The organism is Streptomyces sp. NPDC040589 (assembly GCF_055594445.1).
The window spans coordinates 176,815-203,026 of the sequence record NZ_JBVIWP010000012.1; the positions used below are offsets into that span (position 1 = coordinate 176,815).

Here is a 26,212-nt window from a genome sequence, read left to right on the forward strand (position 1 = left end):
CTTGTGGCGAGTCACGTGAAAAACGCGAGCCCGGAAGTGAGGGGCCCGAACGGCGCGGAGTCGGTGGCGAGCGTCGCCAGAGCGCACACCGGGCTGCTGCTCACAGGTGTGCTGCTCGGTCTGCTGGGCGTGGGCGCCTCGCTCGCCCAGCCCTGGGCCATCGGCAACCTGATCGAGGCGGCGGGCGGGGGAGCCTCGATGACCGGCCCCGTCGCCCAGCTCGTCGCCCTCTTCTGCGCGGGCGCGCTCTTCTCCTCGCTCCAGGCCTATGTCATCGGGCGGGCCGGGGAGAATATCGTCCTCGACGTTCGGCAGATCCTGGTCGGACGGCTTCTGCGCGCCGATCTCACCGCGTTCGGAAAAGAGTCGCAGGGCGATATCTTCACCCGCACGGTCACCGATACCTCACTGGCGAGAATTGCCCTCGCGCAGAGCCTCGCCCAGCTGATCGTCAGCGGCGCCACGGTCATCGGCGGCATCGTGCTGATGTTCCTCATCGATCTGTGGCTGATGGTCATCACCATGAGCTGCCTGGGGACCGCCAGCATCATCTCCGTCACGCTCGCCCGGAAGCTGCGCAAGGCCGCTCTGCGGAACCGGGACGACACCGGCGCCTTCGCCGGCGGCATCCAGCGCGTGCTCTCCGCACTGCCCACGGTGAAGGCGTCCCGCGCCGAGTCCCGTGAGGCCGCCCGCATCGGCGAACTGGCCGAGAAGACGCGGCGCTCGGGCATCCGGGTCAACGCCTACAACGCACTGCTGACACCCTCCATGAACGTCGGCACGCAAGGCGCCCTGGCCGTCGTCGTGGGCGTCGGGATGGCCTGGGTGGCCCGCGGCGAGATGGACATGGCCAGTCTGACCACGTTCATCATGTACTTGTTCCAACTGGTGTCGCCGCTGGTGATGCTCTTCATGGGGGTGGGCCAGCTCGTCCAAGGCCGCGCCGCCATCCAACGGGTGGACGAACTCGCCCGCCTGCCCCAGGAGGGCGACGGCACGGCCGGCGCGGCGGGCTCCGCGACCTTCGGGCACCTGGCCCCGCACTGGCCGGCGGTCGAGTTCCACGACGTGCGCTTCGCCTACCGGCGAGGGAAGCAGGCGGAGCGGACGCAGGTCCTCAACGGCGTCTCGTTCAGCGTGCCGACCCGGGGGCTGACGGCGGTGGTCGGGCCTTCGGGCGCGGGCAAGACCACCATGTTCCAGCTGCTCGAACGCTTCTACCCGGTCGACGGCGGCCTCGTCCGGCTCGGCGGACAGAACGTCGAGGCGCTGCCCCTCGACACGGTCCGCGGGCTGGTGGGCTACGTCCAGCAGGACAGCGCGGCCATGCGCGGCACCATCCGGGAGAACCTGACCTACGCCAATCCCCACGCCGGTGACGACGCCATCCGGGAGGCGGTGGCGATGGCCGGCCTCACTTCGGTGATCGCCCAGCTCCCGCGCGGCCTGGACACCGAACTCGGCGACCAGGGCAGCGGGTTGTCCGGCGGACAGCGCCAGCGCCTGTGCATCGCCCGCACACTGCTCCAGCAGCCCGCGGTCATGCTGCTGGACGAAGCCACCTCCAACCTGGACTCCGACTCGGAGCGGGACTTCCGCGAGGTGCTGCGCCGCGTCTCCCGGCGGTGCGCGGTCATCGCCATCGCCCACCGGATCTCCACGGTGATCGACGCCGACCAGATCGTGGTGATGGAAGCGGGCAGAGTCCGGGCCACCGGAGTGCACCAGGACCTGATGGAGCGCGACGAGCTCTACCGGCGCCTCGCCGGCTCGCAACTGCACGCCGAGCCCGGCCTCGCCGCCCCGACGGCCCGCCCGGTACCGGTGGAACCGTGGGCGCCCCCGCCCTCCATCGCGGTCGGCTGGCCGTCGTACGTCGGACTCGCCGAGCAGACGTTGCAGCTTCGGCCCATCAAGAGTGAGGAGCACTGGTGAGTACCACCGACGTCGCCATCGTGGGCACCGGACCCAACGGCCTCGCGGCCGGCGTGGTCCTGGCCCGTGCCGGTCTGCGCGTGGAGCTCCACGAGGCGGCCGAGAGCATCGGGGGAGGGCTGCGCACCGCTTCGCTCTTCGACTCCGGGGTGGTGCACGACATCTGCTCCGCCGTCCACCCCATGGCCGCCGCCTCCGCGTTCTTCCGCGCGTTCGACCTGCCGGCCCGCGGAGTCGAGCTCCTGCAGCCCGAGATCGGTTACGCCCATCCGCTGGACGGGGGCCGTGCCGCCCTGGCCTACCGCTCACTGGCGAAGACGTGCGAGCACCTGGGCGCCGACGGCCCCGGCTGGCGCCGGCTCATGGGCCCGCTGCTCGAGCGCAGCGAAGAGGTCGTCGACCTCGTCCTGTCCGGACCGCGCACCCTGCCGCGGACCTCAGCGGCGGCCCTGCTGCTGGCGAGCCGGGCAGCGGTCCACGGCAGCGGGCTCGGCGCGGCGCTCTTCCGCGGCCAGGAGGCGCCCGCCCTGCTCACCGGTGTCGCCGCGCACGCGGTCGGGAAGCTGCCGAGCCTGGCGTCCGCGGGGGTGGCCATGCTGCTGGGCCATCTGGCGCACGGTACGGGGTGGCCGCTGCCGCGCGGTGGCAGCGGACGTATCGCACAGGCACTGGCCGAGGACATCACGGCACATGGCGGCGTCTTCCACACCGGGCACCACGTGACGGACCTGGCCGAACTGCGCGGCGCGCGCGCGGTGCTGCTCGACACCAGCCCCAAGGGCCTGCTGGCTCTCGCGGGCGGCCGGCTGCCCCGCGCCTACGCGCGCGCTCTGGAGCGGTTCCGCTACGGCCCGGGCGCCGCCAAGGTCGACTTCCTGGTCTCCGAGCCGATCCCCTGGGCCGACCCGGCGGTGGGCCGCGCCGGAACCGTGCATCTGGGCGGCACGCATGCCGAGATGGTGCGCCAGGAGACGGCGAACGCCCGCGGAGTGCGTACCGGGGAGCCGTTCGTCCTCGTGGTGGACCCGGCGGTGGCCGACCCCGGGCGGGCCCTGCCCGGCAAGCGCCCGGTGTGGGCGTACGCGCATGTGCCGAACGGTGACCCCACGGACCCCTACGACCTGGTCCGGGCGCGTATCGAGCGCTACGCCCCCGGGTTCGGGGACACCGTCGTCGCCCACCGGTCCGTCGCCGCCGCCGCGTACGAGGCCTACAACCCCAACTACGTGGGCGGGGACATCGGTTCCGGTGCGATGACGCTCTATCAGAGCATCGCGCGGCCCCTCCCGCGCCTCGACCCCTACCGGACCCCGCTACCCGGAGTCTTCCTGTGCTCCTCGTCCACTCCTCCGGGTCCCAGTGTGCACGGAATGTCTGGATACCTGGCCGCCCTCTCCGCACTCCGGCATTGTTTCGGGATATGTGAGGTACCCGACTTGGCGCCCGATTCGGCACCACTTGCATTCCGGCGTCCTGGATAAATGCGCGGCGCGCTCCTTGGGAATCGGTGGCCAAAATCCATGGAACTGGCCATATCGCTTTGGTACGGTGGTGCCAACGAAGCTCCCCACAAGCTCCGTTGAGGCGTTACCGTGCTGTCTGACTCACCACACGGGTGGTCGCGGAGTTTTCCGCAACCGCTGAAGCCGGCATCTCACGTCTTGCCCGGCTCCGACTCCTCGGCTTCATGACGCTCCCATCGGTATGGCAGTGGGGACATCATGAACGGGGAATTCTGTGGTAACCGGAGTTGAAGACATAGGCTACGGCAGACAGTTCGAAGGGTGGTACGACCGGCTGATCCCGGATGACAGGATTACCGCCGAGGCTGTAAAGGGGTTGCAGGCGCGCCACCCTGCTCCCGAGGCGGGGACCCTTGAATTCGGTGTCGGCACCGGGCGTATCGCCATTCCACTGTCCCGGAGCGTCGGCCAGGTGACCGGCGTGGACTCCTCTCCGGAGATGCTGGACGCGCTGCGCGTCAAGCTCAAGGACGGCGGGGACGTCACCCCGGTGCACGGGGACATACGCGCCTACACCTCGGAGTCCCGCTACGGGATGGTGTACTGCGTCTGCGCGACCTTGTCGTGCCTGACCACTCCCGAGGATCAGCGACGGGCCGTGCGACGCGCGGCCGACCTGCTGGTTCCCGGTGGACGGCTGGTCATCGAGACGCACAACAAGCCGCCGATCCTGGAGCTTCACGAGGGCCGGACCCGCACCACCTACTTCGTCCCCTACCCGGAGCCCGGGACGGGTGTGCAGACCCATTCCACCCTGCTCGACGGCGGTCTGTGGCACTGCTCGCACATCCTGTACCAGGCCGACGGCACCACCCGGGTGGGCAGTGAACTCACCCGGCTGACGACCCCGGAGGACGTCGACGGCTACGCCCGCGCGGCCGGTCTGGAGCCCGAGGCCCACATGTCCCGCTGGGACGGCACCCCTTACAGCCAAGAGGCGCCCATGTTCATGTGCTCCTACGTCAAACCCTGAGCGCACTACACACAGCACACGGTTGGCTATGAGGGGGTTGTACGTGGGGCGTCCGCCAGTACTTCCGGTAGACAAGAAACTCGGCCTGGTGGTCAGAGTGATGAGCGGTGAACTGACAGCGGCCGAAGCCGCACGGGAAGCAGGGGTGTCCGAGCAGTCGGTATCGAACTGGCGCCGGCAGTTTATTGAGGGCGGCCGCAGCGGCCTGGCCGGCGAGGGTGGAAGACCCACCGAGGAAGCGTCCCGGATGGCCGAGCTGGCAAAAGAAAACGCCATGCTCAAGGTGACGATCGGCGAACTCTACATGGAACTGCGGAAGTACGGCCGGAGCACGGCCCTACGCCCGCCGCAGCGACGTGAAGGAACCCGCCCCGGTCGGCTCGTCAATTAACTCATAAATTGAGCCCAGGATTGCGTGTTAGCCTTCCGGGCAGACAGTCACTTCACATCACGGGGGAGGGAATGTGGCGTCTTTGGAGCGCCAGTTTGCCGTCGGCATTTCTGGATTGGCCGGCGCTAGCCTTCTGGCCGGTGCGGTAACGAGATTCACTGGCAAACGCGAGCGTGCGCGTCGCTACCAGCTGCACGAGAGACCGGACGGAAGTCTCGTCGAGGTTGACGTCCATATTCCTCCGCAGGCACAGCGCGCCGTTCTGCTCGACAACGGTATGGGTGCGCCTCAGGAATACTGGGACTGGGTCTGTGGCGCACTTCCCGCGGACATGGCGTACGTGCGGTTCAACCGCCCCGGCTACGGGCTCAGCACGCCGGACACCCGGTACGGCCTGGACCCGCACTTCGAGCTGTTGCAGGAACTGCGCGACACCTACCTGGCCGGCCTTCCGGTCGTCCTGGCAGGCCACTCCCTGGGCGGCTACCTCGTCGCGGCCTATGCCGCGCTGCATCCGGACGCGGCCGAGGGCGTGACGCACGTGGTCATGATCGACGCCACCGAGGTGGTCAGCCTGCGCCACGCCCGCCGAACCGACGTCGACCGCTGGTCCAACCAGCGGATGGTGATGGAGCAGGTGTTCGCCGGTACGGGTCTCTCGGTCTTCCGCCCCGCCATGAACCGGAACCAGCAGTACCGCCCGGACATCAACCGGAGCTACCGGGCCTTCCAGACGACCCCCCGCACCTGGGCCACGGCCCATCGGGAGTACCGGGACGCGATGACCTATCCGCAACTGACCGATCTCGACTGCCCGCTGACGGTCATCACCGCGGAGAACAACATCGGCGACAACACCCTGCACGCCGGTATCCAGGCCAGACTGGCCGTCATCTCCCAGCGGGCCCGGCACCACTTCGTCGCCGGCTCCGATCACGAGTCCCTGCTCTCCGTGCGGCCGCACGCCGAAGAGGTGGCGGAGCTGATCGTCGGCGAACCGCCCTCCGAGCCGCTCGGGACGTCGTGGCGGCCGTCCACCAAGGGACTCCGGGCCGTCGACAGCGCTGCGGAGCGGGAGGAGGAGTTGGCATGACCATGATGCCGAACGCCGAACGCGTGAAGGTCGCCGCCGTCACGACGTCGCTCGCCGTATGGCTGGTCGCGACGGCCGTGGCACAGATCCCCGAGCAGCGCTTCGACGGTCTCCTGCGCCGCGGGAGGCTGCGCATACCGACCCCGAACTGGCGCTTCTTCGGGCCGAACCCCGGCGTCAAGGACAACCATCTTCTGTACCGTGACCTCACGGACGGCAAGCCCGGTGAGTGGACAGAGGTCCCGATCGTCCAGGACCGGCCGTGGTACGCACTGGCCTGGAACGCCCGCAACCGGAGCCCGAAGGCCCTGTTCGACGCCACCCAGCACGCCCTGACCCATGCGGTCGCCTTCGGATCCGAGGTACTTCCGGTGACGACGGCGACCGGGTACCGGCTGCTGGCCCGCTACATCCAGCTCCACCTTCCGCATGCCGAGGGCGCCTCGCACAGCCAGTTCATGCTGCTGCACTCGTACCCCACCAGCCCGGAAGACCGGAACATCGAACCCGTCTTCGTCTCCATGGAATTCCCCCTGGAGGGAGACGTCACCCCGGCTGACGCGCCTTCGCGGATAGCCGCATAGCGAGTCGATCAACCCCCTCGACTGGAAGCCGCGAGCTCACTCGGCACCCTCGTGCCGCGTGAGTCCGCGCCCTCCCGCCGAACGGCTGGAGAACTCGCTCCGAGCTTTTCTGAGAGAAAGAGGACAACAATGTCTGTTGTGGCTGACTTCGCCAACACCGAGCTGGCGGACGTGACCCCGGGCCGTATCGGCAACGAGGCGACCCCGACCATGCTCACCCCGACGGCCACCATCGCGACCCCCGAGGGTGTCGCCGTGACCGCCGCGACCGCTTACGCCTTCAACGAGGTCACGAACGACCTCGCGGGCTGAACAGCCGGCCGGCGGGCGATGCTGACCGGCATCGCTAGCTCCGTCTGATGAAAGACGCGGCGGCACGGTACGCCCGATACGCATACCGTGCCGCCGCTTTTCATATCCACCGTACTCGCATCACACCATCGGGAGCACCCATCCATGTTCCTCAGCGCTCCGCCCGAGGTCACGGCACGCCGAGTGGCTTCGCTGGGTACGCTGGTCTCCGCACTCGAAATGCTGAGCCAGACGCGTAAGTTCGAAGAAGGCGAAATGCTGAGCGGGCAGTTGGCGAACATGCGCCCCAAGTTCGCCAAGCGCTTTCCCCGGCTGACCCGCGCCCTCGAGTCCAAGCAGGCGGCGGTCGCCCTGTACGGGATACAGGCGGGTGCTTCCGCCGCCACCCTGATCTGGGGCCACAAGCGCGGAGTGCGCACGGCGGGCAGTGCCGTTCTGGCGGCGACGGGCGCGGCCGGACGCCTGCGCTCCCCCTTCGGCGGGGACGGCGCCGACCAGCTCCAGCAGGTCATCAACATCGCCCTCGCCTCGACCGGCACCTTCAAGGACGGCGACAAGGCCCGCGACGTGGCCATGCGCGCGCTGGCGCTGGAGACGAGCATCTCCTATGTCGCGTCCGGTGTGGTCAAGCTCGTGTCCCCGGTGTGGCTCAGCGGAGAGGCGTTCAGCGGCGTCATCCGTACGCGCAACTACGGCGACCAGCGCGTCTACCGGCTCGTGCACAAGTACCCGACGGTGGGAAAGCTCGTGACCTGGGGGACGATCGCCGCGGAGGTCTCCTTCCCGCTGGTCTTCGTCCTGCCCAAGCCCGCGGCGAAGGCCTATCTCGGCTCCATGACGCTGTTCCATCTGGGAATCGGGCAGTTCATGGGCCTCAATCGCTTCGTACTGGCGTTCGGTGCTACTCATCCGGCGCTTCTCTACGTCTTCGCCCAGCGGGACGAGCGCGCGGAGCGGGACGGGAAGGCGTCGCTCGAGGGGTGACGCCGTACGGCCACAACAAGGGATTCTCCGGTCACCCTGTGTGATCAACCTCGATCACCACGGCCGTGCCGTACGCGCACACCTCCGTGCCCACGTCCGCCGCCTCCGTCACATCGAAGCGGAACGCGAGCACACCGTTGGCGCCGCGCGCGCGTGCCTGCTCGACGAGTCGCTCCATGGCCTGGTTGCGGGTCTGCACGAGGGTCTTGGTCAGCCCGCGCAGCTCGCCGCCGACCATCGACTTCAGCCCGGCACCGATCTGGCTCCCCAGGTGCCGGGAGCGCACGGTCAGGCCGAAGACCTCGCCGAGCACCTCCCGCACGCGGTAGCCGGGTACGTCGTTCGTGGTGACGACGAGGACCTCGGGCTGGGGGCCCTGTCCACCGCCGTATTCGTCGATGCCCATGGTTCACAGCTTTGACCGGGACCGCCCACAGTGCATCCTGAGTACGCCCATGGAACCTGGGCCATGACGGCCGCGTTGATACTTTGAGGCAGTCAGCCCCAGCCCGTATCCCCCCAGCAGCAGGAGCCACATCCCCGTGACCACGCTTGCGCTCGGCCCCGAGTGGCTCAGCCCGGACTACCTGATCTCCACGTTCAGCCTGCCCGGCATCCTGCTCATCGTCTTCGCGGAGTCCGGACTCTTCGCGTTCCTGCCCGGCGACTCCCTGCTGTTCACGGCCGGCCTCTTCGTGGCCGAGGGCACCTACATCACCCAGCCGCTGTGGCTGGTCTGCACGCTGATCGTGATCGCCGCCGTCGTCGGTGACCAAGTGGGCTACATGATCGGCAAGTTCCTGGGCCCGAAGCTCTTCAACCGACCGAACTCCAAGCTCTTCAAGCAGGAGAACCTGGACAAGGCCCACGAGTTCATGGAGAAGTACGGCCCCAAGGCGATCGTCCTGGCCCGCTTCGTCCCGATCGTGCGCACCTTCGCCCCCATCGTGGCCGGCGCCGGCCGCATGAAGTACCGCACGTTCCTCACGTACAACGTGATCGGCGGCATCGCCTGGGGCACCGGCGTCACCCTCGCGGGCTACTGGCTCGGCCAGATCGGCTTCATCAAGAAGAACGTCGAGTCGATCCTGATCCTGATCGTCCTGCTCTCCGTCCTCCCGATCATCATCGAGTACCTGCGCGAGCGCTCCAAGAAGAAGCGCGCGGCGGCCTCGGCCCCGGTTCCCCAGTCCCAGCTGCCCGCCATGGACGACGCCACGACCCAGCTCCGCCGCATCACCCCGGACGACCAGCCCCCGCACCACCAGCCCCCGCACCACCAGCCCTACGGCGACCAGAACGGCTACAACGACCAGCAGTACTACAACCAGTACCCCCAGGCCCCGGGCTACGGTCAGCAACAGCAGGGGAACCAGCAGCCCTACAACGGGGGCTACTGAGTCTTCAGGGGCGCGGGGCCGTATCGATCTGCGGCTCCGCCGCGTGGGCGCGACAAGCGACGAACCACCCGCAGCCGCCAACGGACACGAAGCCCCGGCCCCATAGGCACTCGGCGCTAGAACCCTCGCGTCCGCTTGGCGGCCCGCCGCTTCTCAGCAGACCCGATCCGCAGGAACATCCGCGAGATCTCGGACCCCAGATTCACTCCGATGGCGATGGCCATGGCCAGCGCCACCGCCTTGGACAGCGACACCAACCCCTCGTCGATCTCGTTCTGCGCGATCGCCAGCAGTCCGAAGTACGTCGCGGAACCCGGCAGCAACGGCCCGATCGCCGCGGTCGTGTACGGCAGAGCCGAAGCGAACTGATACCGCGACAGCAACTGCCCGAACAGCCCCACCAGCCCCGCGGCCGCGGCCGTCGAGGCCACCGGCGAGATCTCCCCGGCATAGTGCATCGCGCCGTACACGATCCACGCGACACCGCCGTTCAGCGTCACCCACACCACGGTGGATCGTTCCTGCTGAAGCAGCACGGCGAACGCCAGCGACAGCAGCATCGACGCCCCGATCAGCAGCACCGGCTCGTCGGAGACCCCGAGCGCCGCGTCGGGGTTCAGCCGCGCTCCCAGCTGCACACCGAAGTACAGCACCAGGAGCACACCCGCGACGATGCCCACGAAGAAGTACAGAACCTCCAGCAGACGCGCCGACGCGGTGATGTAGAAGCCGGTCAGCCCGTCCTGCACCCCCGCCACCAGCGCCCGCCCGGGCAGCAGCGCGAACAGCCCACCGGTGATGACCGCGGAGGCGTTCACGTTCACATGGACCAGCGTCAGCGTGACCCCGATCGCGGCCGGCGGCATCGCGGCCACCGTGAACTGGTAGAACTCCGGCAGCCCGCGCCCCGCGCACAGCCACGCCAGCCGGTCACCGAGCATCGCGCCGAGCGCGGCCGCGACGAACACGAGCAGATCACCGCCGACGAGCACGGAGGCCGCACCGGCCAGCAGCCCGCTCGCACCGGTCAGCGCCCAGCCGGGGTAGGGGTGCCGGTTACGCCGGATCTCCGCCAGCCGCCGGTAGGCCTCCTCCAGGGAGACCGCCGTCTCGTCGTCGCTGAGGTCGTCCACCAGCTGGTACACGGCCGCCAGCCGCGTGTAGTCGGTGCCTCTGCGGCGCACGGTCCGCGACGCCGTGACCGGGTCGTCGACGAGCGACGGCTGGTAGGAGATCGCCAGCAGCGTGAAGGTGACGTTCGGCTCGCAGCGGTCCAGACCGTACGACCGGCAGACGGCGAACATGGCCGCCTCCACGTCCTCGGCGCCCTCACCGCCCGCCAGCAGCAACTCCCCGATACGCAGCGTCAGGTCGAGCACGCGCGGCACGGCGGGACCCGACTCGTCGGTGCCGCGCTGGCTCGGCTCCGGCGCCGGCCGCTCCGCGACCGGCATGCGCAGCATGGTGCGCATCCGGTCCTGCCAGGGCACGTCCTTGGTCAGGCTGACCACGGGGATCCCGCTCGGCGGGGTGAACGCCGACGGGGCCTGTTTCGCGCTGTACGTGCTCGGCGTCGTGAACGCCGACCCCTCCGGCTCCACCGAGGGCGCCTGCGGGACGTCCATCCCCTCCGGCAGGGAGAACTCGGACGTCGTCTCGGCCTCCGCACCGGCCGTCCTGTGGACGGCCAGCCCCTCCGGGATCGCGAACTCCGACGTCGTCGACATCTCCCCGTCGACGGCGGCCCCGCCGGGAGGCGAGAACCCGCTCCTCGCCTCGTCCGACTTCGGCTTGCGGTCCTCCGCGTCCGTCACTGCCTGGCGCTCCCTGTACGACACGTCAGCCTCGTACCCCCCACAGCTTCAGTATGCGCACAAACGGACGAACGGGCCGCACGCGCAGGCGTGCGGCCCGAGGGCATCAAGGAGGGGTCAGTGCCCGCCCTGCTCCTTGAAACGCTTGTAGGACCGCTCGATCTCGACCTCGGCGTCCGTACGGCCCACCCAGTCGGCACCCTCGACCGACTTGCCGGGCTCCAGGTCCTTGTAGACCTCGAAGAAGTGCTGGATCTCCAGGCGGTCGAACTCCGACACGTGGTGGATGTCCCGCAGGTGCTCCACACGCGGGTCCGTCGCCGGCACGCACAGCAGCTTGTCGTCGCCACCGGCCTCGTCCGTCATACGGAACATACCGATCGCACGGCACTTGATGAGACAGCCCGGGAAGGTCGGCTCGTCCAGGATGACCAGCGCGTCCAGCGGGTCGCCGTCCTCGCCGAGGGTGTTCTCGACGAAGCCGTAGTCGGTCGGGTAGGCGGTCGAGGTGAAGAGTCGCCGGTCCAGGCGGATACGACCGGTCTCGTGGTCCACCTCGTACTTGTTGCGCGAACCCTTCGGAATCTCGATCGTGACGTCGAACTCCACCGGTGGCTCCTCCATGATCAACACATAGTTCTGGTGGTTAAGTGTCCCTCACGCAGGTGTGTGATCGCGAAAGGGGCTGGTGTTCGTGCCAGAGCTGAGGCCTTGGCGGTCCGCGAGGCCGCACATGGTGCGGATCGCGGGTGCCGTACGACCGCGCCTGGCCCGGGCCGCCGCGGCCGCGAAACCACGGGTCGCGCGGCTTGCACGGGCCGGGAAACCGCAGGTCACGCGGCTCACGCGGCCGAAGACCTGGCAGTACACCGCGGGTGCCGCCACCGCCGGTCTCGCACTGGCCGCCGGTGTGGTGACCGCCGCCGGTCCCTGGGACTCCTCGGGTCAGCGTACGGCCGAGCGGGACCGGGCCGCCGCCCTGAACCGCCCGGGTGGCACAGATCACGGCGGCACCTCCGGCGCCCCCGGCCGCCCCCGGCCCGCCCCCAGCGCCGCCCCGGTGCTGACCGGCCTCGGCGGCGTCAGCAAGGTGAAGGCCGCCCCCGACGGCAAGGCCCTCGCCAACGCCCTCACGCCCCTGCTGGAGGACCCGGCGCTCGGTCCCCGGCCCGCCGCGGCGGTCGTGGACGTCACGAGCGGCAGGCGCCTGTACGGCACGGGCTCGGACGCCGCGCTCACCCCGGCCTCGACGACGAAGATCGCCACGGCCGTCGCCGCGCTGTCCGCCCTGGGCGCCGACCACCGCATCACCACCCGCGCCGCGCTGGAACCCGACACGAAGGAAGTCGTCCTGGTCGGCGGCGGCGACCCCACGCTCACGGCCCACGAGGACGCCGACGGCTCAGCGAGCCTGCGCGAACTGGCCGCCAAGACGGCCGGGTCCCTGGCCGAACGGGGCGCCCGCGAGGTGACGCTCTCCTACGACACGACCCTCTACGCGGGCGACGAAAAGCACCCGATCGGGGTCAACCCCAACCTCGCCCTCGTCAGCCCCCTGATGGCCGACGAGGGCCGCACCGACGACTCGACGAGCGGCCCGGTCGCCCGTGTCCCCGACCCGGCGGCCGACGCGGCCCGCCGGTTCGGGGACCTCCTGAAGTCCCACGGCATCAAGACCACGACCCCCGGCCCGTCCAAGGCCACCACCCGGGCCAAGACCCTCGCCACGGTCTCCTCGCCCCCGCTCTCGGCCCTCGTCGAACGCATGCTGACCAACAGCGACAACGACATCGCCGAGGCCCTCGCCCGCCAGACGGCCCTCGCGACCGGCGACCGCGCCGACTTCGCCGGCGCCGACCGGGCGGTCAGCGCGCAGCTGCGCGAGCTCGGCCTCCCCTTGAAGGGCGCCGCCTTCAGGGACGGCAGCGGCCTGAACCGCGCCGACCGGCTGACGGCGGACCTCCTCACCGCCCTCCTGGCCAAGGCGGCCGACCCCGACCGCCCCGAACTCCGCCCGGCCCTCACCGGCCTCCCCATCGCCGGCTTCACCGGAACTCTGACCAGCCGTTACACGGACGGAGCAGCCGGCGTCGTACGCGCCAAGACCGGCACCCTGACCGGCGTCAACACCCTCGCGGGCACCCTGGTCGACCAGGACGGCCGCCTCCTCGCCTTCGCCTTCATGGCCAACGACACGACCAACCCGGAGGCGGCCCAGAAGGCCCTGGACAGAGCGGCGACGACCCTGGCGGAATGCGGCTGCCGATAACCACCCCCGCCCGCCCGTGCCCACCCGTTCCGCCCCGCTGTGGGCAGTCGTTCCGCTGGGGCGGAACGGGTGGGCACAGCCGACAACGCCCAGCACCGGCCGAGCAACCCCGGCGTCAGCCGACCCCGCAAACGCCGAGTACCTGAAAACGGACCCCGGCGTCACCCACCCTCGCCGCCCTGCCCCAGCGGCCGGCGCTCACGTACGGTTGACGCATGACGAGCATCGGTGGTGCTTCAACCGGCATGGTCGACTGGAATCTCGCGGTCGCGACCGCGACCCGGCTCGTACGGCCGGGTCCCGACGTCAGCCGGGACGAGGCCCGCGCCGTCGTCGCGGAACTGCGCCGGCACGCCAAGGCCTCGGAGGAACACGTCCGCGGCTTCACCCGCCTGGGCACCGAGGAGGGGCACGACACCCCCGTCCTCGTCGTCGACCGCCCCGGCTGGATCCGGGCGAACGTCGCCGGTTTCCGGGAACTCCTCAAGCCCCTGCTCGACAAGATGCAGGACCGGCGCGGCAACACCCCCGGCGGCGCGGTGATGAGCGCGGTCGGCGGCAAGGTCACCGGCGTCGAGCTCGGCATGCTGCTGTCCTTCCTGGCCTCCCGCGTCCTCGGCCAGTACGAGACCTTCGCCCCCGCCACCGCCGGGCTCCCGGCCGCGGAGAACGGCGGCGGCCGGCTCCTGCTCGTCGCCCCGAACATCGTGCACGTGGAGCGCGAACTCGACGTCGACCCCCACGACTTCCGCCTCTGGGTGTGCCTCCACGAGGAGACCCACCGCACCCAGTTCACCGCCGTGCCCTGGCTCCGGGACCACCTCGAGGGTGAGATCCAGTCCTTCCTGGGCGAGACCGACGTCGACCCCATGACCGTCCTGGAACGCGTACGCGAAGCCGCCCAGACCCTCGCCGGGGGCCGCCCCGAGGCCGAGGAGGACGACGGCGGGCGCTCCCTCGTCGAGATCGTGCAGACCCCCGCCCAGCGGGAGATCCTCGGCCGTCTCACCGCCGTCATGTCCCTGCTGGAGGGCCACGCGGACTTCGTGATGGACGGCGTCGGCCCGGACGTCGTACCGACCGTCGGAGAGATCCGCGAGAAGTTCCAGCAGCGCCGCGCGAAGGGCGCCTCCCGCCTGGACCTGGCCCTGCGCAAGCTCCTCGGCCTGGACGCCAAGCTCCGCCAGTACCGCGACGGCGAACGCTTCGTCCGGGCCGTCGTCGACGAGGTCGGCATGGACGGCTTCAACCGGGTGTGGACCTCGCCCAACACCCTCCCCACCAAGACGGAGATCGCCAAACCGGCGGACTGGATCGCGCGGGTGCATCGCAGGACCGAGTAGTGAACATCGCGGCAAGGTCGTGAAAGGAATCCGGTCCACGGCAGGCGAACGCCCCTCCAATCACCCGTCCGAGGGACCGTGGGGCAGGGGTAGGCGTGCAATGCTCGGGGAACGGCCCGGTTCTGTCACCATCTACACACTCTGCGTGACCGAACCTCGGGCTCACCCCCGACAACTTCATGAAGGGAACCGGACATGGGTCCCCATCCTGCGGTCGCGGCGATACGCCTGGCGGTCCGCCGCGTCCTCCACGACCTCCTCACCGAACACCACAGCGCCACCGCCGCGCTCGCGCACGCCCCCTCACACGAGCCGCCGCCCCCGCCGCTCGTGCTCGTGGCATGCTCCGGCGGCGCCGACTCCATGGCCCTCGCCTCCGCCCTCGCCTTCGAGTCCCCCAAACTCGGCATCAGAGCAGGCGGGGTGACCGTCGACCACGGCCTCCAGCCCGGCTCCGACGCACGCGCCGCGGAAGTCGTCCAGCGCCTGCGCGAACTCGGCCTCGACCCGGTCGACTCCGTCGCCGTGACCGTCGGCCGCACCGGCGGACCCGAGGCCGCCGCCCGCGACGCCCGCTACGCCGCACTCGACACCGCGGCCGAACGCCACGGCGCCGCCGCGGTCCTGCTCGGCCACACCCGCGACGACCAGGCCGAAACCGTCCTCCTGGGCCTCGCCAGGGGCTCCGGCACCCGCTCCCTGTCCGGCATGGCCGCGGTCTCGGGGGCCGGCGGCCGTTACCGGCGCCCCTTCCTGGAACTCGACCGGCAGACCGCCCGCAAGGCCTGCATGGTCCAGTCCCTGCCCGTCTGGGACGACCCCCACAACGCCGACCCGGCCTACACCCGCTCCCGGCTGCGCCACGAAGGCCTGCCCGCCCTGGAGAAGGCCCTCGGCAAGGGCGTCGTCGAAGCCCTCGCCCGTACGGCACAGCTCTCCCGCGACGACGCCGACGCCCTCGACGGCTGGGCCGGCCGGGCCGAGGCCACCGTCCGCGACGCCACCGGGGTGCTGGAGTGCGCGAAGCTCTACGCCCTGCCCCCCGCCGTACGCCGCCGTGTCCTGCGCCGGGCCGCCATCGCGGCCGGTGCGCCGGCCGGCTCGCTGTTCGCCCGCCACATCGAGGAAGTCGACCGGCTCATCACCGGCTGGCGCGGTCAGGGAGCCATCAACCTCCCCGGCAAGGTCGTGGCCCAGCGGCAGGGTGGCAGACTGGTGATTCGGCAAGGCTGAACCACGACCCCTCCGGGCAGTCGATGGAGGGGCCGCTCAGCCGGTGGGACGACCGAAAGTGATGCGGGTGGACGCGAAAGACATGGGTGCCGACCTTCAACAGGTACTCATCACCAAGGAAGAGATCGACGCCAAGCTGGCAGAGCTGGCCGCGAAGATCGACGCGGAGTACGCGGGCAAGGACCTGCTGATCGTCGGAGTCCTCAAGGGCGCGGTGATGGTCATGGCCGATCTCGCCCGGGCGCTGTCCACCCCCCTCACCATGGACTGGATGGCCGTATCCTCGTACGGGGCGGGCACCCAGTCCTCCGGTGTGGTGCGGATCCTCAAGGACCTCGACACCGACATCAAGGGCAAGCACGTCCTCATCGTCGAAGACATCATCGACTCCGGCCTGACCCTGTCCTGGCTGCTCTCCAACCTCGGCTCGCGCGAGCCCGCCTCCCTCAAGGTGTGCACCCTGCTGCGCAAGCCCGAGGCCGCGAAGGTCGCCATCGACGTGGAATGGGTCGGATTCGACATCCCCAACGAATTCGTCGTCGGCTACGGCCTGGACTACGCCGAGAAGTACCGCAACCTCCCGTTCGTCGGTACGCTCGCGCCCCACGTGTACGGCGGCTGAATCCCGGCCGGGGTGCCGTGACGGTGATCGGGAACCCCAGCGGACTTCCCGCCGTTGGAGCATGCGTAGACGGATCGCCAGTCGTCCCGCGCAGCTTCAGGTGACAATGCTGGGGTACCGTCCGAAGAACAGTCTTTATCAAACTCACTATGGCAGGAGGGACGGGGCGGCACCGCTCCGTATGGATGGACGTGAAGCGATACTTCCGTGGGCCGGTCATGTGGATCGTGCTGGCCGTCCTTGCCGTGGTCGTGTTGATGCAGGTCGTCGGCTCGTCCGGTGGCTACAAGACGGTGGACACTGGCCAGGTCGTCCAGGCGATCAACCAGAACAAGGTGGAGTCGGCCAAGCTGACCACCGGTGACGAGCAGACCATCAAGGTCACGCTCAAGGACGGCGTAAAGGTCGAGGGCAGCTCGAAGATCCAGGCGAGCTACATCGGCGACCAGGGCGTGAACATCGCCAACACGCTGCAGAACAAGTACCAGGACAAGCAGATCTCGGACGGCTACACCATCTCGCCGTCCAAGCAGAACCCGTTCATCGGGATGCTGATCTCCTTCCTGCTGCCCCTGGTCCTCATCGTGGTCATCTTCCTGTTCCTGATGAACCAGATGCAGGGCGGCGGCTCCCGGGTCATGAACTTCGGGAAGTCCAAGGCCAAGCTCATCACCAAGGACACCCCGAAGACGACGTTCTCGGACGTCGCAGGCTCGGACGAGGCCGTCGAGGAGCTCTACGAGATCAAGGAGTTCCTCCAGGAGCCGGCCAAGTTCCAGGCCGTCGGCGCCAAGATCCCCAAGGGCGTGCTGCTGTACGGCCCGCCCGGCACCGGCAAGACCCTGCTCGCGCGTGCCGTCGCGGGCGAGGCGGGCGTGCCGTTCTACTCGATCTCCGGTTCCGACTTCGTCGAGATGTTCGTCGGTGTCGGTGCCTCCCGAGTCCGTGACCTGTTCGAGCAGGCCAAGGCGAACGCCCCGGCGATCGTCTTCGTCGACGAGATCGACGCGGTCGGCCGCCACCGCGGCGCCGGCCTCGGCGGTGGCCACGACGAGCGCGAGCAGACCCTGAACCAGCTGCTCGTCGAGATGGACGGCTTCGACGTCAAGGGCGGCGTCATCCTGATCGCCGCCACGAACCGCCCGGACATCCTCGACCCGGCCCTCCTGCGCCCCGGCCGCTTCGACCGCCAGATCGCGGTCGACCGCCCGGACATGCAGGGCCGTCTGGAGATCCTCAAGGTTCACCAGAAGGGCAAGCCGGTCGCGCCCGACGTCGACCTGTCGGCGGTCTCCCGCCGTACGCCCGGCATGACGGGTGCCGATCTCGCCAACGTGCTGAACGAGGCCGCCCTGCTGACGGCCCGCAGCGACCAGAAGCTGATCGACAACCACATGCTGGACGAGGCGATCGACCGTGTGGTCGCGGGCCCGCAGAAGCGGACCCGGATCATGTCGGACAAGGAGAAGAAGATCACCGCGTACCACGAGGGCGGACACGCCCTGGTCGCGGCGGCCTCACCCAACTCCGATCCCGTCCACAAGATCACGATCCTCTCCAGAGGCCGTGCCCTCGGCTACACGATGGTGCTGCCGGACGAGGACAAGTACTCGACCACGCGCAACGAGATGCTCGACCAGCTGGCCTATATGCTGGGCGGCCGCGCGGCCGAGGAGCTCGTCTTCCACGACCCGACGACGGGTGCCGCCAATGACATCGAGAAGGCCACCGGCCTGGCCCGCGCGATGGTCACGCAGTACGGCATGACCGAGCGTCTCGGCGCGATCAAGTTCGGCGGCGACAACACCGAGCCGTTCCTCGGACGTGAGATGGCTCACCAGCGCGACTACTCGGAAGAGATCGCCGCGCTGGTCGACGAAGAGGTCAAGAAGCTCATCGAGACCGCGCACAACGAGGCGTGGGAGATCCTGGTCGAGAACCGCGACGTGCTGGACAACCTGGTCCTGGCCCTCCTCGAGAAGGAGACGCTGGGCAAGGAGCAGATCGCCGAGATCTTCGCGCCGATCGTCAAGCGCCCGCCGCGGCCCGCCTGGACCGGCTCCTCCCGTCGTACGCCGTCCACCCGCCCGCCGGTCCTCTCCCCCAAGGAGCTGGCCCTGACGAACGGGACGAACGGCGCGACGCCGGCGATCTCCACCGCGAAGAGCACCGCGGCGGAGCCCGCCCCGGCGCCGGAGCACACCCCGGAGGACCGCCCCGAGAGCTGACCAGGCTCTCCCCTCCCGGCGGCCCCAGGGCCCGGAATGGATGCCGCGCCCCCCAGGTTTTAGCCTGGGGGGCGCGGCTTTTCGCCATCTCCGCCCGCCGCCCATGAAGCACACAGGAACGAGGCACCCAGATGACCGACCCCGTGACGCTGGCCGGCGAGGGCCAGCTCGGCGAATTCGACGAGAAGAGAGCCGAGAACGCCGTTCGGGAACTGCTGATCGCGGTCGGCGAGGACCCCGACCGCGAGGGTCTTCGGGAGACACCGGCGCGGGTCGCGCGGGCGTATCGGGAGCTCTTCGCGGGGCTTTGGCAGGAGCCTGAGGATGTTCTGACGACTACGTTCGACTTGGGGCACGATGAGATGGTCCTGGTCAAGGACATCGAAATCGTATCTCTGTGCGAGCATCATTTGCTGCCGTTCCACGGCGTGGCCCACGTCGGGTACATCCCGGCCGAGACGGGAAAGATCACCGGCTTGTCGAAGCTGGCGCGTCTCGTCGAGGTGTTCGCCCGGCGGCCGCAGGTGCAGGAACGACTCACCACACAGATCGCCGACTCCCTGATGAAGATCCTCGAGGCGCGGGGCGCCATCGTCGTCATCGAGGCGGAGCACATGTGCATGTCGGTGCGCGGCATTCGCAAGCCGGGTGCCAAGACCACGACGTCGGCGGTCCGTGGCCAGCTTCGGGACGCTACGACCCGGGCCGAGGCCATGAGCCTGATACTGGCGCGCTGACCTGATTGTCAGTGGTGCCCGATACCGTCGTTGATCAGTGGGGTTGATCGCTGACCCAGGGGGAGCCCGAGCAGCACTCGCTGCAACTCCGAGAGGTCGCCTGGACCCAGGTGCATGAGGTGCGGCGGCGGACGACGACGAACAAGCCCTTCACCCTCTACGGCTACCGCCTCGACCCCAACGGGCACCTCGCCCGCCAGCCCTGGTGAGGCCTGGGTGTGGTCACGTCGTCGGGGCCGTGCCCGTGCCGTTGTGTTCGTCGTCCTCCGGGAGCTTGCAGACGCGCTCCAGGAAGATGGCGGCCGCTATGACGGCGATGCCCGCGACGACGGAGAGGCCGGCGTAGATGGCCTGGTCGCGGCGGGCGGGGATGTCGAGGGACTCCAGGAGGAAGACGCCGGCGCCGCCGTACATGCCGGAGACGAGGGCGGCGACCAGGGCGCTGGCATGGCCGAAAACGACCGCTCGGGCCGCCATCATGGGGTCGACGCCCTTGGCGTCGGGCTGCCGCTCGCGCTGGTCCTTCAGGCGGGCGCGGAGCGAGAGCGCCGTGGCCAGGAGGACCACGGCGATCAGGGCGAGGACGATGGGGGCGGCCAGGGGGACGCCGGGAAGGGTGCCGACCGAGTTCCACAGGCGGGCCCCGGCCCAGGACAGCACCCCGGCCACGACGAAAACGCCGACCAGCACCCTGATGCGCAGCTCTCTCACGGTGTCCCTTCAGTTCCCCCGGCGGTGGCCTCGTTCCGCGGCCGTCTTGACCTTAACGGCTACTCGGGCAGCCGGAGTTCCAGGTCCTTGCGGGGCGTCACGCCGTCCCGGGTGACGGCGTCCAGCAGACCGGCGACCGGGCCGCGGCCGGGCAGCTGTGCCTCGGGGTCGAGGTCGTGCCAGGGAGCCAGGACGAAGGCGCGCTCGTGGGCGCGGGGGTGGGGGAGGGTGAGCTGCGGGTCGTCGGAGACGACGTCGGCGTAGGACACGATGTCGACGTCCAGGGTGCGGGGGCCCCAGTGCTCGTCCCGGACGCGGTGGAAGGCCTCCTCGACCGCGTGCGCGCGCTCCAGGAGCGAGGACGGCGGGAGGGTGGTCTTCAGGACGACGACCGCGTTGAAGTAGGCGGGCTGGCTGCCGGGGTCCACGCCCCAGGGCTCGGTCTCGTAGACCGGGGAGACGGCTTTGATGCGCAGGCCGGGCGTGTCCTCGAGTGCGTCGACGGCTCCCTGGAGGGTCTCCAGGCGGTTGCCGAGGTTGGAGCCGAGGGCGACCACGGCCCATTTCGGATTGCTCAGCGTGGTGTCGGCGGCGTCGACCTTGTCGACGACGGAGGCGGGTACCGGCTGTACGGTCGGGTCGCTGGGACCCTTGAGGAAGGGTGCAGTCATACTCGGCTCCGGGTGATGGTGACGGTCACGTCGTCGAAGGGGACGGTGATCGGGGCGTCCGGCTTGTGGACGCGTACCTCGACCTCCTCGACTCCTTCGTGCTTCAGACATACCTGGGCTATCCGCTCGGCGAGCGTCTCGATGAGGTTGACGGGCTCGCCCTCGACGACGGCCACGACCTCCTCGGCCACGATGCCGTAGTGAACGGTCTTCGCCAGGTCGTCGTCGGCCGCGGCCGGCCGGGTGTCCAGGCCGAGGACGAGGTCCACGACGAAGGTCTGGCCCTCCCTGCGTTCCTCGGGGAACACACCGTGGTGCCCACGGGCCTTCAGGCCGCGCAGCGCGACACGATCCACGCGAATCACTCCTGCAATCGTCGGTCACGGCCGGTCCGTGCCGTGTGCGGGCGGCACACCGGCCTCAGTCGAATCTACCTGCGAGCCCGGGCGGGGCCGGGCCACGGGGGTGGGCGCCCGGACCGGGCCGGGCAGGATTCATCCAGCGTTTCCCCTGGCGAACCCGGCGGCTCATGGGTTGGTAGCCGCCCATACCCGGGGGTCCGTGATTCCAACCACGTCGTCGTCCCGCGTCCGGCCCTTGTGAGGCGCCTACCCACTCAGGAGGGGGTCTCTTCGCCCTCGTCCTCGTCGGTTTCGGCCAGAACGGGGGAAGCGTGGTGCGACCAGAGTTTCCACCCCTGGGGCGTGCGCCGGAACACGTTGGTGGCGACCACGAGCTGGCCGACGAGCGGGCCGAGCTCCTCGTCGCCCTCGGGGGCGGGGCCGCCGCTGAGGATGTTCTCCGTGCAGTTCACCAGGGCGGTGTCGCCGGTGACCGAGACATGCACATCGGTCAGGAAGAACTGGATGTAGTCGGTGTTCGCCATGATCAGCGCGTACGACCGGAGGACCTCGCCGCGGCCGGTGAGCACGGGCCAGCCGGGGTGTACGCAGGAGACCACGCCGGTGTCGGCCGGGTCGTGGTACGACTCGTCGACGCCCAGGTCGGAGGGGGCCAGCCAGAGCGACGCCAGTTCCTCGAAGTCGCCGCGTTCCAGTGCCTCGTAGAAGGCGGTGTTGGCGGCCTCGACCTGTTCGACGTCGGTGTGCGGGGCGCTCACCGGGCTCCTTCTGCGCCGGTGTCCGTGGTACGCGCCCCTTCGATGGCGTGGGCGACCCGTACCGCGTCGGCCGTGGCGCGTACCTCGTGCACGCGTACGGCCCAGGCGCCGGCGTGTGCCGCGAGCGCGGAGACGGCGGCGGTGGCCGCGTCGCGTTCGCGTGCGGGCGGGGGCGGGCCGTCGGGGCCGGCCAGGACCCGGCCGAGGAAGCGCTTGCGGGAGGCGGCGACGAGCAGCGGGTGGCCGAGGCGCTGGATCCGGTCGAGGCCCGCGAGGAGCGCGAGGTCGTGCTCGGCGTCCTTGGAGAAGCCGAGCCCGGGGTCGACGACGACGCGGTCGGGGGCGATGCCGCCGGCCAGGACGGCCTCCACGCGCGTGTGCAGCTCGTCCACGACCTCGCCGACGACGTCGGCGTACTCGCCCTTGACGTTGCCGCCCTGGAGGAAGCCGCGCCAGTGCATGACGACGAAGGGGGCGCCGGCGTCGGCGACGGCCGGGATCATGCGGGGGTCGGCGAGGCCGCCGCTGACGTCGTTGACGAGGGCGGCGCCCGCCGCGAGGGCCCGTTCGGCCACGGAGGCGCGCATGGTGTCGACGGAGACGGTGACACCCTCGGAGGCCAGGCCGCGGACGACGGGGATGACGCGGCGCAGTTCCTCGGCCTCGTCCACCCGGGCGGCGCCGGGGCGGGTCGACTCGCCGCCGACGTCGACCAGGTCCGCGCCCTCGGTGACCAGGTCGAGGCCGTGTTTGACGGCGGCCGTGGTGTCGAAGAAGCGGCCGCCGTCGGAGAAGGAGTCGGGGGTGACGTTCACGACTCCCATGACCGCGCAGCGGTCCCATTCCGGTAGGCCCGCCACGCGCCCGCGTCCGCTCTGGTTGCTCATATGTTCAGCGTAGGCCCAGGCGGGGGCCGTCAGGCGCTGCGGCCCAAGTGACGGCCCCGTGCGGGGGGCTCGGTCATGCCGCCCGGACGTTGCGTTCCGTCGTCGTGCCGTGGGCGCAGAGCCGGCGGCCCGCCGGGCTACGGCGGCGCAGGAAGCGCGGCAGGGGCAGGGCGAGGTTGACGAAGCCCTCTGCCTGCATGGCGGCGAATCCGATGCGGGGCAGGTCGGCGGAGGCGCGGTAGACGACGAAGCGGGGCTCCCAGCGCGGCCGGAACTTGGCGTTGAACTTGTACAGGGACTCGATCTGGAACCAGCGGGACAGGAACACCAGCAGTCCGCGCCAGGCGCGCAGCACCGGGCCGGCGCCGATCTTCTCGCCGCGTGCCAGTGCCGCGCGGAACATGGCGAAGTTGAGGGAGACGCGCTCGATGCCGAACTTGGGGGCGGCCTGGAGTGCGGCCACGATGAGCAGTTCGTTCATGCCGGGGTCGGCGGAGCGGTCGCGGCGCATGAGGTCCAGGGAGGCGCCGTCGGTGCCCCAGGGCACGAAGTGCAGGATCGCCTTGAGGTCGCCGTGGGGGCCGGGGTGGTCGTCCTGCTTGTGGGCGGTGGCGATGAGGCAGTCGCCGTCGGCGGGGTCGCCGACCCGGCCCAGGGCCATGGAGAAGCCGCGTTCGGTGTCGGTGCCGCGCCAGTCGTCGGCGGCGCGGCGGATGCGCTCCAGCTCGGCCTCGCCGAGGTCACGGACACGTCGTACCCGGGTTTCGTAACCGGCGCGCTCGATGCGCTTGACCATCTGGCGCACGTTGCGCATCGCGCGGCCGGCGAGTGAGAAATCCTTGACGTCCACCACCGCCTCGTCGCCCAGTTCGAGGGCGTCGAGCCCGGTCTCGCGGGTCCACACCTCGCCGCCGGTCTCGGAGCAGCCCATGACGGCGGGGGTCCAGGAGTGGGCCTTGGCCTCGTCCATGAACTGTTCGATGGCGCCGGGCCAGGCCTCGACGTCGCCGATCGGGTCGCCGCTGGCGAGCATCACGCCGGAGACCACGCGGTAGGTCACGGCGGCCTTGCCGCTGGGGGAGAAGACGACGGCCTTGTCGCGGCGGAGCGCGAAGTGGCCGAGGGAGTCGCGGTGGCCGTGCCGCTCCAGCAGGGCCCGCAGCCGGGCCTCGTCCTCCTCGGTGAGCCGGGCGGCCGGGTGTTCGGGGCGGAAGGCCAGGTAGATGGTGGTGACGGCGGTGAGCAGGCCGAGGGCGCCGAGCGAGAAGGCCACGGTCCAGGAGGTGTTGCCCTGGTAGTCGACGGGGCCCTCGAAGCCGAAGAGGCCGTAGATGACGTGGGTGATGCGGTCGGCCAGGCTCGGGTCGCCGATGATGCGCTCGGAGTGGACGCTGACGATGAGCAGGCCGAGCGTCAGCGAACCGGCGCTCATGAGCACGAAGTTGGCGAGCGCCCGCCAGCGGCTGCGCGGGTCGGGCAGGGCGTCGAACTGGTCGCGGTGGCGCAGCAGCGGTGCCAGCAGGGCCAGGGAGATGAGCACGCCCACGAGCGAGTGCCGGTACGTGAACTGCGCGACGGCACCGGCGGGCAGCAGGGCGACGGCCGCGCGCCAGGCCCGGCGCTTGCCGCGCTTGAGGCCGTGGGCGAGGAGCAGCAACAGCACGCCGGTGCTGAGCGACAGGGCCGCCGCGAAGGGGCCGAGCGCGCCGGGCAGTACCTCGGCGATGGCGTGCATGCGGCTGTGGCGGAAGCGCGGGAACACGCCCGCGGCGATGTCCAGGACACCCACGAGGGCGCACGCTCTGCCGACCAGGACGGGGACGGCCTCGGGGCGCGGTCCGCGCAGCAGCCGGCGCACCCGGTTCACCCGGCCCGTGGGAGCCGCGTCGCCTCTGCGACGCGGAACCTCGACCGACATTTCCTCATCTGTCCTGACAGACATCGCATCCCGTAGTTCTGCGAGAGACCTTGGATCCGGTACCGATTCGGGCATCCGGCGACATTGCGCCCTCTAGGACGGTGTCTCGGGGGGAGAGGTTCACTCCCCACGTCAAAGCCGTTTCAAAGGCCAAGGAAAGTCCGGGACAAGCCCTCGCGAAGGTGTGGTCGCGGGGGCGGCCGGACGGAGAGCGCGGACAGGTAACCAACCCATGGGTCTCACGAGCAACAAGGTGCTGCTGCTGGCGGCGCTGTCGGCCGTGCTGCTGTTCGCCGGCACGGTCTGGCTGTGGCCACGGCTGGCCCGGCGCGGCTGGCGGGCGGTGGGCGGGCGCGTCGGCCTGCTGCTGGCCACGCAGTTGGCGCTGTTCGCGGCGGTGGGCCTCGCCGCCAACCAGGCCTTCGGGTTCTACGCGAGCTGGGCGGACCTGTTCGGGCAGGAGAAGGACCAGGGCGTCGTCGTCGACCACGCGCGGGGCGACGGCCCGCTGGAGGTGGTCGCCACGCGGCGGGTGCCCGGGGCGGGCGGCGCGCAGCCCCAGGCCGGCGGCCGGGTCCAGGAGGTCGCCATCGTGGGCCGGACGACCCGCATCGCCACCCCCGCGTACGTCTATCTGCCGCCGGAGTACTTCCAGCCGCGGTACCGCACCCGTTCGTTCCCCGCGGCCGTCGTGCTGACCGGCTACCCGGGCACGGCGTCGGCGCTGGTCGAGAAGCTCCACTACCCGCGTACGGCCCTGGAACTGGCCCGGGAGGGCCGGATGCGGCCGACGATCCTCGTGATGCTGCGGCCGACGGTGGCGCCGCCCCGGGACACGGAGTGCGTGGACATCCCGGGCGGACCGCAGACCGAGTCGTTCTTCGCCAGGGATCTGCCCGACGCGTTGCGTTCGCACTTCAGGGTGGCCGAAAAGCCGGGCCGGCTGGGCATCATCGGCAACTCCACGGGCGGCTACTGCGCGTTGAAGATCGCCATGCACCATCCCGATGTGTACGCCGCGGGGGCCGGTCTCTCCGCGTACTACAAGGCGCCGATCGACGCCACGACAGGTGATCTCTTCCAGGGCGACAAGGGGCTGCGGAATCGCGCCGACCTGTGGTGGTACCTGAAGCACAGGCCCGCTCCCGATACGTCGCTGCTGGTCACCAGCAGCAAGGCGGGCGAGTCCAACTACAAGGACACGCTGCGGTTCATCGAGCGGGTGAAGAACACCGGGCGGACGCGGATCTCGTCGATCGTCCTGGAAAGCGGCGGGCACAACTTCAACACCTGGCGGCGGGAGATTCCGGCGACGCTGGAGTGGATCAGCGGGCGGCTGGGCGACCGTTCGCGGTCCGTTGGGAATGATCTTGAGAATTGATTGAAGGGGGGATTCCGCTTCGTGCCGAGTTCTGATGCGGTGTGAACACTTCGGTATGGCTTTGTTTTGCGGGGTGGCTC

26 protein-coding genes are annotated in these 26,212 nt (G+C 70.0%); 16 read left to right on the top strand and 10 right to left on the bottom strand.

Features of this window, described 5'->3' with window-relative positions; genetic code table 11:
• Positions 1–36 precede the first annotated feature (36 nt).
• The 4 genes from ACZ58V_RS37015 (at position 37) to ACZ58V_RS37030 (ending at position 4,825) form a co-directional block, all read left to right on the top strand.
• Positions 37–1,938, top strand: coding sequence for an ABC transporter ATP-binding protein (locus ACZ58V_RS37015; protein WP_471295593.1), 1,902 nt, complete (start codon positions 37–39; stop codon positions 1,936–1,938).
• Positions 1,935–3,419 (top strand): phytoene desaturase family protein, encoded by a 1,485-nt coding sequence (locus ACZ58V_RS37020; protein ID WP_468192550.1) that lies wholly within the window; start codon positions 1,935–1,937, stop codon positions 3,417–3,419. Before ACZ58V_RS37015 ends, ACZ58V_RS37020 begins: the two co-directional genes overlap by 4 nt.
• Positions 3,420–3,777: 358 nt before the next feature.
• Entirely contained in the window at positions 3,778–4,434 is a 657-nt protein-coding gene (locus tag ACZ58V_RS37025; RefSeq protein WP_471295596.1) for a class I SAM-dependent methyltransferase, read from the top strand.
• Between the two features lie 28 nt (positions 4,435–4,462).
• Positions 4,463–4,825, top strand: a complete 363-nt coding sequence (locus ACZ58V_RS37030) for a transposase (RefSeq protein ID WP_468192546.1) — start codon at positions 4,463–4,465, stop codon at positions 4,823–4,825.
• Between the two features lie 52 nt (positions 4,826–4,877).
• Here the strand turns inward: ACZ58V_RS37030 and ACZ58V_RS37035 are convergent, their stop codons facing one another.
• Complete coding sequence (locus ACZ58V_RS37035) at positions 4,878–5,060, bottom strand: hypothetical protein (RefSeq protein ID WP_468193042.1); 183 nt, start codon at positions 5,058–5,060, stop codon at positions 4,878–4,880.
• Between ACZ58V_RS37035 and ACZ58V_RS37040 the strand changes: the two genes are divergently transcribed.
• From ACZ58V_RS37040 to ACZ58V_RS37055, 4 genes are all read left to right on the top strand, one after another.
• Positions 5,061–5,918: an alpha/beta fold hydrolase gene (locus tag ACZ58V_RS37040; RefSeq protein WP_471295684.1), complete on the top strand. Its 858-nt coding sequence runs from the start codon at positions 5,061–5,063 to the stop codon at positions 5,916–5,918.
• Positions 5,915–6,502 (top strand): hypothetical protein, encoded by a 588-nt coding sequence (locus ACZ58V_RS37045; protein ID WP_468192544.1) that lies wholly within the window; start codon positions 5,915–5,917, stop codon positions 6,500–6,502. Before ACZ58V_RS37040 ends, ACZ58V_RS37045 begins: the two co-directional genes overlap by 4 nt.
• 129 nt (positions 6,503–6,631) lie before the next feature.
• A complete protein-coding gene (locus ACZ58V_RS37050) occupies positions 6,632–6,814 on the top strand; it encodes a linaridin family RiPP (RefSeq protein ID WP_215119833.1) in 183 nt (60 codons plus the stop codon).
• A 144-nt stretch (positions 6,815–6,958) separates the two neighbouring features.
• Positions 6,959–7,798, top strand: coding sequence for a hypothetical protein (locus tag ACZ58V_RS37055; RefSeq protein ID WP_468192542.1), 840 nt, complete (start codon positions 6,959–6,961; stop codon positions 7,796–7,798).
• Between the two features lie 31 nt (positions 7,799–7,829).
• Here the strand turns inward: ACZ58V_RS37055 and ACZ58V_RS37060 are convergent, their stop codons facing one another.
• On the bottom strand, positions 7,830–8,204 hold the full coding sequence (locus ACZ58V_RS37060; protein ID WP_468192541.1) for a YbjQ family protein: 375 nt from the start codon (positions 8,202–8,204) through the stop codon (positions 7,830–7,832).
• Positions 8,205–8,340: 136 nt separating this feature from the next.
• On the opposite strand from ACZ58V_RS37060, the gene ACZ58V_RS37065 reads away from it, so the two are divergent.
• Complete coding sequence (locus ACZ58V_RS37065; RefSeq protein ID WP_471295600.1) at positions 8,341–9,198, top strand: DedA family protein; 858 nt, start codon at positions 8,341–8,343, stop codon at positions 9,196–9,198.
• A gap of 116 nt (positions 9,199–9,314) precedes the next feature.
• Here the strand turns inward: ACZ58V_RS37065 and ACZ58V_RS37070 are convergent, their stop codons facing one another.
• Entirely contained in the window at positions 9,315–11,012 is a 1,698-nt protein-coding gene (locus ACZ58V_RS37070; RefSeq protein WP_468192538.1) for a threonine/serine exporter family protein, read from the bottom strand.
• Positions 11,013–11,129: 117 nt separating this feature from the next.
• Positions 11,130–11,621, bottom strand: coding sequence for an inorganic diphosphatase (locus ACZ58V_RS37075; protein ID WP_184594751.1), 492 nt, complete (start codon positions 11,619–11,621; stop codon positions 11,130–11,132).
• Between the two features lie 124 nt (positions 11,622–11,745).
• On the opposite strand from ACZ58V_RS37075, the gene dacB reads away from it, so the two are divergent.
• From dacB to folE, 6 genes are all read left to right on the top strand, one after another.
• Complete coding sequence (gene dacB, locus ACZ58V_RS37080) at positions 11,746–13,281, top strand: D-alanyl-D-alanine carboxypeptidase/D-alanyl-D-alanine endopeptidase (RefSeq protein WP_468193008.1); 1,536 nt, start codon at positions 11,746–11,748, stop codon at positions 13,279–13,281.
• Positions 13,282–13,496: 215 nt separating this feature from the next.
• Positions 13,497–14,624: a zinc-dependent metalloprotease gene (locus tag ACZ58V_RS37085; protein ID WP_471295602.1), complete on the top strand. Its 1,128-nt coding sequence runs from the start codon at positions 13,497–13,499 to the stop codon at positions 14,622–14,624.
• A gap of 195 nt (positions 14,625–14,819) precedes the next feature.
• Entirely contained in the window at positions 14,820–15,857 is a 1,038-nt protein-coding gene (tilS, locus tag ACZ58V_RS37090) for a tRNA lysidine(34) synthetase TilS (RefSeq protein ID WP_468192535.1), read from the top strand.
• Between the two features lie 61 nt (positions 15,858–15,918).
• Positions 15,919–16,479, top strand: coding sequence for a hypoxanthine phosphoribosyltransferase (gene hpt / locus ACZ58V_RS37095; protein ID WP_184594965.1), 561 nt, complete (start codon positions 15,919–15,921; stop codon positions 16,477–16,479).
• Between the two features lie 185 nt (positions 16,480–16,664).
• Complete coding sequence (gene ftsH, locus ACZ58V_RS37100) at positions 16,665–18,707, top strand: ATP-dependent zinc metalloprotease FtsH (RefSeq protein ID WP_468193007.1); 2,043 nt, start codon at positions 16,665–16,667, stop codon at positions 18,705–18,707.
• Positions 18,708–18,838: 131 nt separating this feature from the next.
• Positions 18,839–19,444 carry a GTP cyclohydrolase I FolE gene (folE, locus tag ACZ58V_RS37105; RefSeq protein ID WP_468192533.1) on the top strand — a complete coding sequence of 202 codons (606 nt, stop codon included), beginning with the start codon at positions 18,839–18,841 and terminating at the stop codon, positions 19,442–19,444.
• Positions 19,445–19,666: 222 nt separating this feature from the next.
• Here folE and ACZ58V_RS37110 read toward each other — a convergent pair whose 3' ends face one another.
• The 6 genes from ACZ58V_RS37110 to ACZ58V_RS37135 all read right to left on the bottom strand — a co-directional run bounded on the left by ACZ58V_RS37110 (position 19,667) and on the right by ACZ58V_RS37135 (position 24,751).
• The gene (locus tag ACZ58V_RS37110) at positions 19,667–20,155 is read right to left on the bottom strand and encodes a DUF3180 domain-containing protein (protein WP_471295605.1); all 489 of its coding nucleotides are present in this window, start codon (positions 20,153–20,155) and stop codon (positions 19,667–19,669) included.
• Between the two features lie 59 nt (positions 20,156–20,214).
• Positions 20,215–20,826, bottom strand: coding sequence for a 2-amino-4-hydroxy-6-hydroxymethyldihydropteridine diphosphokinase (folK, locus tag ACZ58V_RS37115; RefSeq protein ID WP_471295608.1), 612 nt, complete (start codon positions 20,824–20,826; stop codon positions 20,215–20,217).
• Complete coding sequence (gene folB / locus ACZ58V_RS37120; protein WP_184594766.1) at positions 20,823–21,182, bottom strand: dihydroneopterin aldolase; 360 nt, start codon at positions 21,180–21,182, stop codon at positions 20,823–20,825. The genes folK and folB overlap by 4 nt, the downstream gene beginning before the upstream one ends.
• Before the next feature lie 260 nt (positions 21,183–21,442).
• The gene (locus tag ACZ58V_RS37125) at positions 21,443–21,946 is read right to left on the bottom strand and encodes a nuclear transport factor 2 family protein (protein WP_468192528.1); all 504 of its coding nucleotides are present in this window, start codon (positions 21,944–21,946) and stop codon (positions 21,443–21,445) included.
• On the bottom strand, positions 21,943–22,833 hold the full coding sequence (folP, locus tag ACZ58V_RS37130) for a dihydropteroate synthase (RefSeq protein WP_471295610.1): 891 nt from the start codon (positions 22,831–22,833) through the stop codon (positions 21,943–21,945). Before folP ends, ACZ58V_RS37125 begins: the two co-directional genes overlap by 4 nt.
• Before the next feature lie 73 nt (positions 22,834–22,906).
• Positions 22,907–24,751: a phosphatidylglycerol lysyltransferase domain-containing protein gene (locus ACZ58V_RS37135; RefSeq protein WP_471295612.1), complete on the bottom strand. Its 1,845-nt coding sequence runs from the start codon at positions 24,749–24,751 to the stop codon at positions 22,907–22,909.
• A 232-nt stretch (positions 24,752–24,983) separates the two neighbouring features.
• Between ACZ58V_RS37135 and ACZ58V_RS37140 the strand changes: the two genes are divergently transcribed.
• Positions 24,984–26,132, top strand: a complete 1,149-nt coding sequence (locus ACZ58V_RS37140; RefSeq protein WP_471295614.1) for an alpha/beta hydrolase — start codon at positions 24,984–24,986, stop codon at positions 26,130–26,132.
• The last annotated feature ends 80 nt before the right edge of the window (positions 26,133–26,212 follow it).

What these genes read in the sequence shown, in the direction of transcription:
- ACZ58V_RS37030 (WP_468192546.1), top strand. Translation starts at nt 4,463, where the DNA reads ATGAGGGGGTTGTACGTGGGGCGTCCGCCAGTACTTCCGGTAGACAAG.
- ACZ58V_RS37035 (WP_468193042.1), bottom strand. Translation starts at nt 5,060, where the DNA reads ATGGACGTCAACCTCGACGAGACTTCCGTCCGGTCTCTCGTGCAGCTG.
- ACZ58V_RS37045 (WP_468192544.1), top strand. Translation starts at nt 5,915, where the DNA reads ATGACCATGATGCCGAACGCCGAACGCGTGAAGGTCGCCGCCGTCACG.
- ACZ58V_RS37050 (WP_215119833.1), top strand. Translation starts at nt 6,632, where the DNA reads ATGTCTGTTGTGGCTGACTTCGCCAACACCGAGCTGGCGGACGTGACC.
- ACZ58V_RS37055 (WP_468192542.1), top strand. Translation starts at nt 6,959, where the DNA reads ATGTTCCTCAGCGCTCCGCCCGAGGTCACGGCACGCCGAGTGGCTTCG.
- ACZ58V_RS37060 (WP_468192541.1), bottom strand. Translation starts at nt 8,204, where the DNA reads ATGGGCATCGACGAATACGGCGGTGGACAGGGCCCCCAGCCCGAGGTC.
- dacB (WP_468193008.1), top strand. Translation starts at nt 11,746, where the DNA reads ATGGTGCGGATCGCGGGTGCCGTACGACCGCGCCTGGCCCGGGCCGCC.
- ACZ58V_RS37085 (WP_471295602.1), top strand. Translation starts at nt 13,497, where the DNA reads ATGACGAGCATCGGTGGTGCTTCAACCGGCATGGTCGACTGGAATCTC.
- tilS (WP_468192535.1), top strand. Translation starts at nt 14,820, where the DNA reads ATGGGTCCCCATCCTGCGGTCGCGGCGATACGCCTGGCGGTCCGCCGC.
- hpt (WP_184594965.1), top strand. Translation starts at nt 15,919, where the DNA reads ATGCGGGTGGACGCGAAAGACATGGGTGCCGACCTTCAACAGGTACTC.
- ftsH (WP_468193007.1), top strand. Translation starts at nt 16,665, where the DNA reads ATGGACGTGAAGCGATACTTCCGTGGGCCGGTCATGTGGATCGTGCTG.
- folE (WP_468192533.1), top strand. Translation starts at nt 18,839, where the DNA reads ATGACCGACCCCGTGACGCTGGCCGGCGAGGGCCAGCTCGGCGAATTC.
- folK (WP_471295608.1), bottom strand. Translation starts at nt 20,826, where the DNA reads ATGACTGCACCCTTCCTCAAGGGTCCCAGCGACCCGACCGTACAGCCG.
- folP (WP_471295610.1), bottom strand. Translation starts at nt 22,833, where the DNA reads ATGAGCAACCAGAGCGGACGCGGGCGCGTGGCGGGCCTACCGGAATGG.
- ACZ58V_RS37135 (WP_471295612.1), bottom strand. Translation starts at nt 24,751, where the DNA reads ATGTCGGTCGAGGTTCCGCGTCGCAGAGGCGACGCGGCTCCCACGGGC.
- ACZ58V_RS37140 (WP_471295614.1), top strand. Translation starts at nt 24,984, where the DNA reads ATGGGTCTCACGAGCAACAAGGTGCTGCTGCTGGCGGCGCTGTCGGCC.